Raw genomic sequence first — 12,083 nt, 5'->3', positions numbered from 1 at the left:
AACGGCTATTGCAGCCATTGTTCAGCGCCGAGCGTTCGTTCATTGATCGCTCGGCGCTGTGGCAATTGTGACGGGTGCTCTAGAAGCGCCAGGTAGCACCGCCGCCAAGAACATGAATCGCTGCTTTCTTGTATTCGCCAGAGATGGTTTGACCATTTCTCTTGCTCTGCTCGACGCTCAGGTCATCCATCCATATCAGGGTGTAGTTCAGGTTGACTGACATGCTTTCATCGACCTTGTAGTTAAGGCCAGTAGCAAAGCGCCAGGCAGCGCCAACTGGGACATCGACGGTGCGATCATCATCGTCGACAGCGGAGCTGTCGTAACCAACCCCCATGTTGATCCGCAGTTTGTTAGTCATTTGATTTTGTGCACCGAGCGACAGGTGCCAAGTGTCTTTATATTTGCGATCAACCTGGCGCGATACAGATGACCCATCAGGATTGCCGTCAACCTCGACACCGATCTTGCCGAACTCGCTCCAGTCTTGCCAGCCAGCACTTCCGAGGATCGTCCAGTGGTCATTGAGCTGGTGGGAGATGCTCGCCAAGGCATATTGCGGGATGGTCATGTCGACGTTTAGTTGATCAGCATTGATCCGGCCCAAGGCAACGTTGAGCAGTGGGTTGCTGATGTCATCAAAATCCGGCTGGTCTTCAAACTCGAGCTTGACCGAGCTGACATAGGACAGTCCCAAGCGAGTGCGATCGCTCAGGTCATACATAAGCCCGGCAGTGACCCCAAGCCCCCAGTCCGTATCCTGATATTTAAGCTGGCCATCTTCCGCATTACCGATACCAAGCGGGTTATTGTTTACCGCCACCTCCGTGATGAACCGGCCAAATACAACCCGCGGACCAAAACCAACTGAAAGATCATCGGTGAGTTTGTAGGAGAGCGTAGGCTGGAACGCGACGCCAATGATCGATGACTTTTGGGTGAAGTAACGCCCTGCCCAATCATCGTCATAATTCACTGCCAAGCCAAAGTTGCCCACCATGCCGAATCCGACAGTGGCTCGATCATTTATCTGGTGGCTGGCAAAAACGCTACCGCCGGGAAAGTACTTCAAGGCGTTGCCGCCCTCGTTGCCATCAATCGTATTATCGTTATCACGCGAGAAATTGATGTGGCCCAGCATCAACTGGCCATTGGCGTTGACCTGGGTGCCTTTCAAGGCGGTCAGGCCAGCAGGGTTGTTCATCAGGATACTGGGGTCCGTGACCAACACAGCCGCGCCCGCGTTGGCTAAGCCTGCGCCCTCTTGGCCAACCTCATAGACCATGATGCCGCCTGCCGACACGTTTCCTGCAATGCCTAACAGCGCGATAGACGATAAAACTTTGCGCAACATGGCTAGATATCCTTGTATGTTTAAAACCACTTAACCATTTGATTTAATCTACTTGCGGAATATCGCTCTCGTTCAGCTCGGAGCATTGGGTGAACCTGAGTATTCCAGCAAGCCAGTATCCGTTGATTGCTCGCATTTTAGGGTAAAACATAGTCAAAAAAGTCGAGTTTACTAGTCTCGATTGCATTAAATTTATATCTGCACGGCCCCTGCAGATAAATACAGGTAGATCGCCAAGCGAAGCGTGGAAACCTCACAGCCCAACTCCGTTACAATCCGTACTTTCGGCAACCGGCTCCCTTCTCTGCTCATGCAAAACATCCTTGTTATCGGCTATGTCTGGCCAGAACCACGTTCATCAGCCGCAGGTAGCCGGATGATGGAGTTGCTGGAACTGTTTCGCGCGCAAGGTTGGCGAGTGACCTTCGCCAGTGCCGCCGCGCTGTCCGAGCACCGCGCGGACTTAGCTGAGCTGGGCATTGCTGAGGTACAAATTGCGCTTAACTGCGACAGCTTTGACCAATGGCTCTCTGAACTGCAGCCCGACATGGTGCTGTTCGACCGGTTCTTTACCGAGGAGCAGTTCGCCTGGCGAGTCGAACGTGCTTGCCCTGAAGCCATGAGAGTCCTGGACACATGCGACTTGCACAGTTTGCGTGAAGCGCGTCATCACTTGCTGAAAGTTGCCCAGCAAGCCTGCTCGAATGAAGCCGACAAACAGAGCGTAGACGCGGTCTCGGCAGACCCTGGCCAACTGTTTGAGGTCATGGCCAATTCAGATACGGCCAAGCGCGAGGTCGCCGCAATCTTTCGCAGTGACCTGAGCCTGATGATCTCTGAATTCGAGATGCGATTACTGCAACAGGCGTTCTCGGTACCAACCACACTGCTGCATGACTGTGCCCTGATGCTAATTCCCAGCGCGAGCGAGCCCGCACCTTTTGCTGAGCGTGCGCACTTCATCAGCATCGGCAATTTCCGCCACGCACCTAACTGGGATTCGGTGTTGTGGCTTAAGCACGCGCTGTGGCCGCTGGTTCGCCAACGGCTGCCGCACGCTCAGTTGCATGTTTACGGCGCCTATCCTCCGCCCAAAGCCACTGCGCTGCACAATCCCAAGCAAGGGTTTCATGTGCTGGGCTGGGCGGATGACGCACATCAAGTCATGGGCCAAGCGCGGGTGTGCCTGGCGCCGCTGCGCTTTGGTGCGGGAATTAAAGGCAAGCTCGCGGATGCAATGGCATGCGGCACACCGAGCATCACTACCGCAATTGGCAGCGAAGGGATGCACGGTGAGATGCCTTGGGGCGGAGCGGTGGTGGGTTGCGCGAGCGCATTTGTCGATGCCGCCGTGGCGCTGTATGAAGATGAAAACCACTGGCTGCAGGCCCAGGCGCAAGGCACTGCGATTTTGCAACAGCGCTTTGATCGCCAGCGCCTTGGACGCGAATTGATCAACCGGCTGGCCCAGCTAAGCGAGAATCTGGACGCGCATCGCCGTGATAACTTCATCGGTGGCATGCTCCGCCACCACACGCTCAAGAGCACGCAGTACATGTCGCAGTGGATTGCGGCGAAGAACAAAAGCGAAAGCTAACTTATCCACAGACACAAGCCTGCTGAAATGCGCCATAAGTTGGGTCAGAGGTCTGCTTCTTCGACCAGTCTCACTTCGCTGGCATCCAGTGCGTAGGCCGCATCGGCAAGATCGTTGCTGACGCTCTCGACCTTGATTTCACCACTGACCCACAGCGGCGCGTAGATGTCTTCCAACGCGATACCTTTTGCATAGCGCACCAGCACCAGTTGGTTCGGCGGCGGCGGCGGCACGTGAATACAGGCGCCTGGATAGGGCACAAGGAAGAACAACGTGCTGCGCCCCTCGGCATCACTTTCGAGTGGTACGGGATAGCCGCCAAGCCGAATCTGCTTGCCGTTAAACGCCGCGACGGTTTTAGCCGAGTACATCACGGCGGGAAGCTTTGCATCATGCTGTTTGAGGCCGCCCGATTGATAGAAGGTACTGTCGTCTTCTGGGCTGTCGTGGGTGATTTCCGGCATGTCTTCCAAGGCTTGCTGGTCTTCGGCAGGCATCAACTCCAGCCAGTCAGTTTCAGGTAGCTCAGCAAAGGCCAAGCTGCTGACCAGCAACAGCGGCAGTAATATCAAACGCAACATCAACAGTATCTCGGCGAGAAGCAGGCCTGCAGTTTATCCCGCACGCCAACGCATGCAAGCTATGACAATAGCGACGCTACAAATAGAAAAGCCGCCATGTGCTGGCACGCGGCGGCTTCTTGCATGACCACTAAGTCTTGAATCAGTTCTTTTTAACCATGGCGTAGATAAACAACAGTACCACCGCACCAACGATTGCGCCGATAAAGCCAGCGCCCTGGCCTGCTTGATAAATGCCCAGCGCCTGACCGCCGTAAGTGGCTGCCAGCGATCCGCCGATACCCAGCAGGATGGTCATGATCCAGCCCATGCTGTCATTGCCAGGCTTAAGGAAGCGTGCAATTAGACCTACAATCAGACCGATAAAAATTGTGCCGATAATTCCCATGGCTTGCTCTCCATTTCAAGTGATTGCGCTTCAGGTTCAAGCAGTGGGTATCATCACTGGACGATACTGGCGCTCAAACCACAGTCTAGAACAACTATGGCGCTCAGCCATCTGACGGCCAATCCCAATGGAGGTTCCCCTGGCGCTGCGTTGCACAGCGCCAGGTCCGGTTATCAGGCGTCGATAAGGGCCTGTACGGCGGCGACTTGCTGATCCAGTATGGCGCGATCTTTACTGCGCACTGTGGCGTGGCCGACCTTGCGTCCAGCCTTGAACGCTTTGCCGTAGTGATGCAGGTGGCAGTCGGCGATGGCGATCACTTTATCCACAGGCGGCACTTCGCCAATGAAGTTGAGCATGGCGCTCTCGCCAACCTTGGCTGTTGAACCCAGCGGCAAACCTGCAATGGCGCGCAGATGGTTTTCAAACTGGCTGCATTCAGCACCTTCAATCGTCCAGTGGCCAGAGTTATGCACACGCGGAGCGATTTCATTGGCCTTGAGGCCGCCATCGACTTCAAAGAACTCAAAGGCCAGCACACCGACGTAGCTGAGCTTATCCAGCACGCGGCTGGCGTAATCTTCAGCCAACGCCTGCAGCGGGTGATCGGTGCTGGCAATCGACAGGCCGAGAATGCCGCTGTTGTGCGTGTTGTGCACCAGAGGGTAAAAACGGGTGTCACCGTCGCGACCACGCACAGCCACCAGCGAAACTTCGCCCGTGAATGGCACGAAACCCTCGAGCAAACATGGCACGCTGCCGAGCTCGGCAAATGCGCCTGCAACATCGTCAGCGCTGCGCAGCACCTTTTGCCCCTTGCCGTCGTAACCCAGGGTGCGGGTTTTCATCACGGCGGGCAGGCCAATGCTGGCGACTGCGGCATCAAGATCCGCTTGCGATTGGATGTCGGCAAAATCCGGGGTCGGGATACCAAGATCCTTGAACATCGACTTCTCAAACCAACGATCGCGGGCGATGCGCAAGGCTTGCGCCCCCGGATAAACCGGCACGAACTGCGACAGGAAGGCAACGGTTTCAGCCGGGACGCTTTCAAATTCAAAGGTCACCAGATCCACTTCATCGGCCAGCTGACGCAAATGATCCTGATCACCGTAATCGGCGCGAATATGCTCACCCAATGCCTGTGCACAGGCGTCTGGCGCCGGGTCGAGAAATGCGAAGTTCATGCCCAGCGGAGTGCCCGCCAAGGCCAACATGCGGCCCAGCTGGCCGCCACCGATTACACCGATTTTCATAACACAGCCCTTTTAGATCGACTCAAGCGTTGCGCGGGTCTGGATTGTCCAAAACAGTTTCAGTTTGCTCGGCACGGAATTTCTTCAGCGCCTCATGAAACTCAGGGTGTTGATGGCCAAGAATACTCGCTGCCAGCAGCGCCGCGTTAACTGCACCCGCCTTGCCTATCGCCAAGGTGGCAACCGGCACGCCGGCTGGCATCTGGACGATGGACAGCAGCGAATCAACACCGGAAAGCATCGACGATTGCACCGGCACGCCCAGTACAGGAAGGTGCGTTTTAGCCGCACACATGCCCGGTAAATGTGCAGCGCCGCCAGCGCCCGCAATAATCACCTGGATACCACGAGACTCGGCCTGCTCGGCATACTGGAAGAGCAAGTCCGGGGTGCGGTGAGCTGAAACAACTTTCACCTCATAACCGATACCCAGCTTATCCAGCATCTCGGTGGTGTGGCTAAGGGTGCTCCAGTCGGACTTGGAGCCCATGATCACGCCTACCAGTGTGCTCATCGTTGTGCCTCTTGCTTTGGCGCCAGCTGGCGCGTCAAAAACTAACAAGCCACGCGGTTTAACCAGCGTGGCTTGTTTGCGATATATGGCCGGGTGCCGCCGGCCGAAGGCCGCGCAGTGTACCGCAAAAAAACGCGTGTAAACACCGGAGAATGGGGCTTTAACCCTTACCGTTGGTCATACTTTGACCGCAACAAATATAGGCCAAAACGGCAATTATCTACCAGAACGCTGATATTCCGCAGATTGTCGTCAAACTCGGCGTATATTTTGCTTAACCTGTATTCAAACAATAAATACGGACGCAGCAATGTTGCAGGCCCACTTAACGACACTGCATGTGGTCTCATTGACCCTCAAATATTTTGCTAATCAGCCCGAGCTTATCGAAGCGCTGCTGGCTGACAGCGGCATTGACCCCAAGGCACTGGACAGCAGCGATACGCGTATTACCCGTCATCAAGAGTTGCAAGTGTGTGCCAACGGCTTGGCCCTGCGCAGCGACCTTGGCCTTGAGTTGGGCCGACGCATGCATGTTTCAGCCTATGGATTGCTCGGTTACGCCGCGCTGTCGAGTGCAACCTTAGGTGACGCCCTGCGCTTTATGTTCGACTACCCGGCGCTGTTGGGTACCTATTTCAAACTCAATTTGCATGTCGAGAACGACCTTGCGTGGATTAGCGCCAGCGACTACAAGCAGCTAAAGCAACTTGAAGTGTTTAATGTCGAGATGTGCATGGCTTCACTGAAGTTGATGTGCGACGACTTACTCGGTGACCCCATAAGCGTGACCAGCGCAACCTTCACCCATCAACAACCCGACTATGTGGCGTTTTACGCATCCAGCTTTGGCCAACAGATTAGCTTTGATGCCAAGCAAAATGCCTTCTCCTTCCCCGCAGAGCTGCTGCATAAGCGCCTGCCCCTGGCCGATCCGGTCACTCATCAAGAAATGCTGGTGCGCTGTCGCCAGCAAAATGCCGAGTTCTCCACCCGGCAAGCCTGGCTAAACCGCGTACGCCAGCAAATAGAAGCGCAGCTTCCCAATCCACCCGGTTTGGAACAACTGGCGCAGCAAATGCACTGCTCGCCACGAACCCTGCGTCGTCATCTGCATACATTGGGCACGCACTACCAGGAGCTGCTTGATGAGCTGCGCTTTGCCCGTGCCAAGGAGTTATTGGGCCAGGAACACTGGCCCATCTACCGGATTGCCGAAGAGCTCGGCTTTAGTGAAACAGCCAGCTTCCGCCACGCGTTCCAGCGCTGGAGCGGCGTTGCGCCCAGCCATTTCAGAGTCTGAACGGTAGCCCGCCACAGGCAGGAAAAGGCTCGCAGCGGTCGCAAAATTTGGCCATATCGATCCCCTTTTGGCCGTTGTCAGCGTTCACCCAGGCGTCCTGCAGGCAAACAATGGAGCCATAACAAATAACTGCAGGGCTTCCCATCATGCTCACCATTTACAGCGACGACCATCACCTCCATCACGGCAGCTGCGAGTTGATCGACGGCAAATTGATGCCCTGCTTTGAGATGCCCAAGCGTGCTGATCATATTCTCCAGCGCGTTAAGGATCGCAATATTGGTGAGATTCGCGAGCCGCAGGATTTTGGCCGCGCGCCCATAGAGCGCATTCACACCGCCGAATACCTGAATTTTTTCGAAGGGGCTTGGGCGCGCTGGCAAGAGCAAGACGGAAACGGGGATCTGCTGCCCTACACCTGGCCGGCGCGCACCCTGAGCCAACGCCTGCCAACCAGCCTGCACGGGCAACTCGGTTACTACAGCTTTGACGCTGGCGCCCCCATTACCGCAGGTACTTGGCAAGCGGCTTACAGCGCCGCACAGGTCGCACTCACCGCCCAGCGCGAAATTGCAAACGGCGCACAGAGCGCATTTGCCTTGTGCCGACCACCAGGCCATCACGCTGCCAGCGATGTGATGGGCGGCTATTGCTACCTCAACAATGCCGCCATTGCCGCACAGGCCTTTATCGACCAAGGTACCAAGCGGGTGGCGATTCTCGATGTCGACTATCACCACGGCAACGGTACTCAGTCTATTTTCTACTCACGCAGCGATGTGCTGTTCACCTCGATCCATGGTGATCCGCTGGCTGAATTCCCCTTCTTCCTCGGCCATGCCGATGAACATGGCGAAGGCGCGGGTGAAGGGTTCAACATCAACTATCCATTGCCTGCCGGCAGTGCCTGGGACAGCTGGGGCGCCGCCCTGGATGACGCCTGCAAGCGGATAAACGCATTCGACGCCGAGGTGGTCATTGTCTCGCTCGGTGTCGATACCTACAAAGAAGACCCAATCTCGCAATTCAAACTCGACAGCCCGGATTACCTGAGCATGGGCGAGCGGATTGCTGCAATGGGCTTACCAACGCTGTTCGTCATGGAAGGCGGCTATGCCGTCGAAGCCATTGGCGTCAACGCAGTCAATGTGTTGGAAGGTTTTGAAAATGTCTGCCGACCTAATAATTCGAAGAAGGACGCATGATCATGAAGAAAATCCGCACCCTGATTGGTGCCGCACTCTGCGGTACAGCCATGTTGGCCAGCGCAGCACACGCAGCTGAGCGTGAGTTACGGGTTTATAACTGGGCCGATTATATTTTGCCGTCGGTGCCGAAAGACTTCGCCAAAAGCACCGGGATCAAGCTGACCTGGGACGTGTTCGACACCAATGAATCACTGGAAGCCAAGCTGCTTACCGGCAACTCTGGCTACGATCTGGTGGTGCCGTCCAACACCTTTCTAGACACTCAAATCAAGGCAGGCGTGTTCCAGAAGCTCGATAAGAGCAAGTTGTCCAACTGGAAAAATCTCGACCCAGAGCTGTTAAAGCTAATGGCGACCAACGATCCGGGCAACGAGCATGCCGTGCCTTACATGTACGGTACGGTAATCATTGGCTTCAACCCGGCCAAGGTTAAAGAGGCGCTCGGCGCCGATGCTCCGGTCGATAGCTGGGATTTGATTTTCAAAGAAGAAAACATCTCCAAGCTCAAGCAATGTGGCGTGGCGATGCTCGACTCACCCGGCGATATCATGCCAATCGCCTTGCATTACCTGGGGCTCAACCCCAATAGCACCAAGAAGGAGGACTACGACAAAGCCACCGACCTGATGATGAAAATCCGCCCGAATATTGCCTATTTCCACTCGGCCAAATACATGACCGACATTGCCAATGGCAATATCTGCGTAGCCGTCGGTTACTCGGGCAGCTTCTATCAGTTCGCCAACCGCGCCAAAGAAGCGGGTAACGGCGTAGTGGTCGATTGGCGCCTACCGAAAGAAGGCGCGCCACTGTGGTTTGACTCGTTCGCCATACCGGCCAGCGCGCAAAACGTTGAAGAAGCCCATGAATTCCTCAACACCTTGCTCGACCCACAAGTGATTGCATCGACCAGCAACTTCCTCGGCTACCCAAACCCGAACAAGGCCGCCTTGCCGATGATGAAATCTGAAATCCGCGATAATGCAGGGCTGACGCCTACCGCTGAAGCGCAGAAAACCCTGTACGTGCTCCAGCCGCTGCCGCAGAAAGCCGAGCGGATGCGCACCCGCGCCTGGACCAAGATCAAGTCAGGGACCTAAGGCTCAAACGAGGTTGTCGCACCTTCCGCGTAGGGTGTGACAACGCCAAGCTTGTCCACCGGCGCCTGGCCAATCGCAGAAATATCCACAACCGCTGATGGTGGGCGGAAAAACGTCGCCCACCCTACTTCGGCTGCCCGACTTCGCCGCTTTCCAGCTTGCGCCAAAGCAGGCGCACCGCGGCTTTGCGCACCAAGGCGCAACGGTATAAGCGAATCTCCAGCGGCGCCTGCCACGCCTGCGTCCCACACACCGCCAGCTCTCCGCGCAGCAACTCGGCAGTCACGCTCAAGCGTGGCACCCAGGCCACGCCCATGCCTTGCAGCGCCATGCTTTTGAGGCTGTCCGCCATTGCGGTTTCATACACCGTGGTCGATCGCAACGCACGCTGGCGTAACAACAGATTCACCGAGCGCCCAAGAAACGCACCGGCGGTATAAGCCAGCAACGGCACCGTTTGGCCACTGTCGAGATCAAACAACGGCTGCCCCTGCTCATCGACTGCGCAAACTGGCAGCATCTCGGTACTGCCCATATACAACGAAGGGAATATTTCCGGGTCCATCTGCAAGGCGGCATCAGGATCGTAATAAGCGAGGATCAAATCGCAACTGCCCTCACGCAACGAATGCACCGCCTCACCCACGTTGGTCGCCACCAGCCGGGTATTGAGCGGCAAACCTTCACGGCGCAAGCGAGCGATCCATTCAGGGAAAAACCCCAGGGTCAGTGAGTGCGCGGCAGCGATTTGCAACACCTCGCCCTGCTTGCCTTCAAGATTATGCAAATGCCGCACAACCTCGCCTAATTGCTCAACCATACTGCGCGCCGTCACCAGAAACAGCTGTCCGGCCTCGGTCAATTCAATCGGTGTGCAGGAGCGGTTGATCAAGGTCAGCCCAAGCATTGACTCAAGGCTGCGAATCCGCCGGCTAAACGCTGGCTGGGTGACGAATCGCTTCTCCGCCGCACGCGAGAAACTGCGCGTGGTCGCCAGCGCGACAAAGTCTTCCAGCCACTTGGTTTCCAGATTCATCAATCCCCCAACATCAGGTTAACGCTTTAAAAGTTATCCACAGGTCAGCTTCGAGCACCCGTAAAACGGCAAATATTTCCCTCGCAGGTCTTCGCACAACGTCTGCCAGCCTTTGCAAGTCACATCGACATTATGCCGATTACGCATAGCATAGCGTTTAACAGCATTGGCTTGAATATCGGTGAAGTCCTTACCCTATAAGGCATGGCGATACCTCTCGCCGAATACAGAGATCACCTCAATCATGTCCGCTGCTGCATCATTCCGCGTTGAAAAAGACCTGCTAGGCACCCTTGAAGTCCCAAGCGAAGCGTATTACGGCATTCAAACCCTGCGCGCCGTAAACAACTTCCGTCTTTCTGGCGTACCGCTGGCCCACTATCCGAAGCTGGTCACCGCTTTGGCGATGGTCAAGCAAGCAGCCGCCGACGCCAACTGCCAACTGGGCCATCTCAGCGAAGCAAAGCACGCGGCGATTAGCGAAGCCTGCGCCCGGATTATCCGCGGCGATTTCCACGATGAGTTCGTGGTCGACATGATTCAAGGCGGCGCCGGTACATCAACCAACATGAACGCCAACGAAGTCATTGCCAACATTGCGCTCGAAGCCATGGGCAAGCAAAAAGGCGAGTACAGCTTCCTGCATCCAAACAACGATGTGAACATGGCGCAGTCAACCAACGACGCCTACCCAACCGCGATTCGCCTGGGCTTGTTGCTTGGCCACGACACTTTGCTGGCCAGTCTCGACAGCCTGATTCATGCTTTCGCCGCCAAAGGTGAAGCGTTCGCCCACGTCTTGAAGATGGGCCGTACCCAGTTGCAAGACGCCGTGCCTATGACCCTTGGTCAGGAATTCCGCGCCTTCGCCAATACCCTGGGTGAAGACCTCGCACGCCTGCGCAGCCTGGCGCCAGAGCTGTTGACTGAAATCAACCTCGGCGGCACTGCGATCGGCACCGGCATCAACGCCGATCCGGGTTACCAGATGCTCGCGGTCGAGCGTTTGGCGGCAATCAGCGGCCAGCCTCTGGTGCCAGCGGCTGACTTGATCGAAGCCACCTCCGATATGGGCGCCTTCGTATTGTTCTCGGGTATGCTCAAGCGCACCGCAGTGAAGCTGTCGAAGATCTGTAACGACCTGCGTTTGCTGTCCAGCGGGCCACGCACCGGCATCAATGAAATCAACCTGCCGCCACGTCAGCCAGGCAGCTCGATCATGCCGGGCAAGGTCAACCCGGTCATCCCGGAAGCGGTCAACCAAGTGGCATTTGAAGTGATTGGTAACGATCTGGCGCTGACCTTGGCGGCTGAAGGCGGCCAGTTACAGCTCAACGTCATGGAGCCGCTGATCGCCTACAAGATCTTCGACTCAATCCGCCTGCTGCAACGCGCCATGGACATGCTGCGCGAGCATTGCATCGTCGGGATCACCGCCAACGAAGCGCATTGCCGTCAACTGATGGAAAACTCCATCGGCCTGATTACCGCGCTGAACCCGTATATCGGTTACGAAAATGCCACCCGTATCGCCAAACTCGCCCTGGAAAGCGGCCGCGGCGTGCTGGAGTTGGTGCGCGAAGAAAAACTCTTGGATGACGGCACCCTTGACGACATCCTGCGTCCGGAAAACATGATTGCTCCGCGCCTGGTACCGCTTAAGGCCTAACCTCAACTTTCCGACGAAAGTGCTCAATCAGGGGAAAACTTAGGGAGAAAACGCAGCGAACGCTCGGTAAACTGCGC

General features: G+C 56.2%; 11 protein-coding genes. 5 read left to right on the top strand and 6 right to left on the bottom strand.

Annotated features, from left to right (window positions below; all coding sequences use genetic code 11):
• Positions 1 to 79: 79 nt before the first annotated feature.
• Positions 80 to 1,354 (bottom strand): OmpP1/FadL family transporter, encoded by a 1,275-nt coding sequence (locus AACY26_RS10220; RefSeq protein ID WP_339513637.1) that lies wholly within the window; start codon positions 1,352 to 1,354, stop codon positions 80 to 82.
• A gap of 310 nt (positions 1,355 to 1,664) precedes the next feature.
• Between AACY26_RS10220 and AACY26_RS10215 the strand changes: the two genes are divergently transcribed.
• Positions 1,665 to 2,951, top strand: a complete 1,287-nt coding sequence (locus AACY26_RS10215; protein WP_339513635.1) for a glycosyltransferase — start codon at positions 1,665 to 1,667, stop codon at positions 2,949 to 2,951.
• 44 nt (positions 2,952 to 2,995) lie between these two features.
• Here the strand turns inward: AACY26_RS10215 and AACY26_RS10210 are convergent, their stop codons facing one another.
• The 4 genes from AACY26_RS10210 to purE all read right to left on the bottom strand — a co-directional run bounded on the left by AACY26_RS10210 (position 2,996) and on the right by purE (position 5,690).
• Positions 2,996 to 3,532 carry a DUF3299 domain-containing protein gene (locus tag AACY26_RS10210; protein ID WP_339513633.1) on the bottom strand — a complete coding sequence of 179 codons (537 nt, stop codon included), beginning with the start codon at positions 3,530 to 3,532 and terminating at the stop codon, positions 2,996 to 2,998.
• A gap of 142 nt (positions 3,533 to 3,674) precedes the next feature.
• Positions 3,675 to 3,920 carry a GlsB/YeaQ/YmgE family stress response membrane protein gene (locus AACY26_RS10205; RefSeq protein ID WP_339513631.1) on the bottom strand — a complete coding sequence of 82 codons (246 nt, stop codon included), beginning with the start codon at positions 3,918 to 3,920 and terminating at the stop codon, positions 3,675 to 3,677.
• A 173-nt stretch (positions 3,921 to 4,093) separates the two neighbouring features.
• A complete protein-coding gene (locus tag AACY26_RS10200; protein ID WP_339513629.1) occupies positions 4,094 to 5,176 on the bottom strand; it encodes a 5-(carboxyamino)imidazole ribonucleotide synthase in 1,083 nt (360 codons plus the stop codon).
• Between the two features lie 22 nt (positions 5,177 to 5,198).
• Complete coding sequence (gene purE, locus AACY26_RS10195) at positions 5,199 to 5,690, bottom strand: 5-(carboxyamino)imidazole ribonucleotide mutase (protein ID WP_339513627.1); 492 nt, start codon at positions 5,688 to 5,690, stop codon at positions 5,199 to 5,201.
• 310 nt (positions 5,691 to 6,000) lie between these two features.
• Here purE and AACY26_RS10190 point away from each other — a divergent pair, with 310 nt between their 5' ends.
• The 3 genes from AACY26_RS10190 to AACY26_RS10180 all read left to right on the top strand — a co-directional run bounded on the left by AACY26_RS10190 (position 6,001) and on the right by AACY26_RS10180 (position 9,301).
• Positions 6,001 to 6,993, top strand: a complete 993-nt coding sequence (locus AACY26_RS10190) for an AraC family transcriptional regulator (RefSeq protein ID WP_339513625.1) — start codon at positions 6,001 to 6,003, stop codon at positions 6,991 to 6,993.
• Between the two features lie 146 nt (positions 6,994 to 7,139).
• Positions 7,140 to 8,198 (top strand): histone deacetylase family protein, encoded by a 1,059-nt coding sequence (locus AACY26_RS10185; RefSeq protein ID WP_339513623.1) that lies wholly within the window; start codon positions 7,140 to 7,142, stop codon positions 8,196 to 8,198.
• A 2-nt stretch (positions 8,199 to 8,200) separates the two neighbouring features.
• Positions 8,201 to 9,301: a polyamine ABC transporter substrate-binding protein gene (locus AACY26_RS10180; RefSeq protein ID WP_339513621.1), complete on the top strand. Its 1,101-nt coding sequence runs from the start codon at positions 8,201 to 8,203 to the stop codon at positions 9,299 to 9,301.
• A gap of 124 nt (positions 9,302 to 9,425) precedes the next feature.
• Here the strand turns inward: AACY26_RS10180 and AACY26_RS10175 are convergent, their stop codons facing one another.
• Positions 9,426 to 10,337, bottom strand: a complete 912-nt coding sequence (locus AACY26_RS10175; RefSeq protein ID WP_339513619.1) for a LysR substrate-binding domain-containing protein — start codon at positions 10,335 to 10,337, stop codon at positions 9,426 to 9,428.
• A 244-nt stretch (positions 10,338 to 10,581) separates the two neighbouring features.
• On the opposite strand from AACY26_RS10175, the gene AACY26_RS10170 reads away from it, so the two are divergent.
• Complete coding sequence (locus AACY26_RS10170) at positions 10,582 to 12,006, top strand: aspartate ammonia-lyase (RefSeq protein WP_339513617.1); 1,425 nt, start codon at positions 10,582 to 10,584, stop codon at positions 12,004 to 12,006.
• Positions 12,007 to 12,083 lie beyond the last annotated feature (77 nt).

This window comes from Pseudomonas sp. RL_15y_Pfl2_60, assembly GCF_963970595.1.
In the GTDB taxonomy this organism is placed as follows: Bacteria; Pseudomonadota; Gammaproteobacteria; order Pseudomonadales; family Pseudomonadaceae; genus Aquipseudomonas.
This window is presented reverse-complemented; position numbering and strand designations above follow the sequence as displayed.

Coding starts and splice junctions, on each gene's coding strand:
- AACY26_RS10220 (WP_339513637.1), bottom strand. CDS start 1,354: ATGTTGCGCAAAGTTTTATCGTCTATCGCGCTGTTAGGCATTGCAGGA.
- AACY26_RS10215 (WP_339513635.1), top strand. CDS start 1,665: ATGCAAAACATCCTTGTTATCGGCTATGTCTGGCCAGAACCACGTTCA.
- AACY26_RS10210 (WP_339513633.1), bottom strand. CDS start 3,532: ATGTTGCGTTTGATATTACTGCCGCTGTTGCTGGTCAGCAGCTTGGCC.
- AACY26_RS10205 (WP_339513631.1), bottom strand. CDS start 3,920: ATGGGAATTATCGGCACAATTTTTATCGGTCTGATTGTAGGTCTAATT.
- AACY26_RS10200 (WP_339513629.1), bottom strand. CDS start 5,176: ATGAAAATCGGTGTAATCGGTGGCGGCCAGCTGGGCCGCATGTTGGCC.
- purE (WP_339513627.1), bottom strand. CDS start 5,690: ATGAGCACACTGGTAGGCGTGATCATGGGCTCCAAGTCCGACTGGAGC.
- AACY26_RS10190 (WP_339513625.1), top strand. CDS start 6,001: ATGTTGCAGGCCCACTTAACGACACTGCATGTGGTCTCATTGACCCTC.
- AACY26_RS10185 (WP_339513623.1), top strand. CDS start 7,140: ATGCTCACCATTTACAGCGACGACCATCACCTCCATCACGGCAGCTGC.
- AACY26_RS10180 (WP_339513621.1), top strand. CDS start 8,201: ATGAAGAAAATCCGCACCCTGATTGGTGCCGCACTCTGCGGTACAGCC.
- AACY26_RS10175 (WP_339513619.1), bottom strand. CDS start 10,337: ATGAATCTGGAAACCAAGTGGCTGGAAGACTTTGTCGCGCTGGCGACC.
- AACY26_RS10170 (WP_339513617.1), top strand. CDS start 10,582: ATGTCCGCTGCTGCATCATTCCGCGTTGAAAAAGACCTGCTAGGCACC.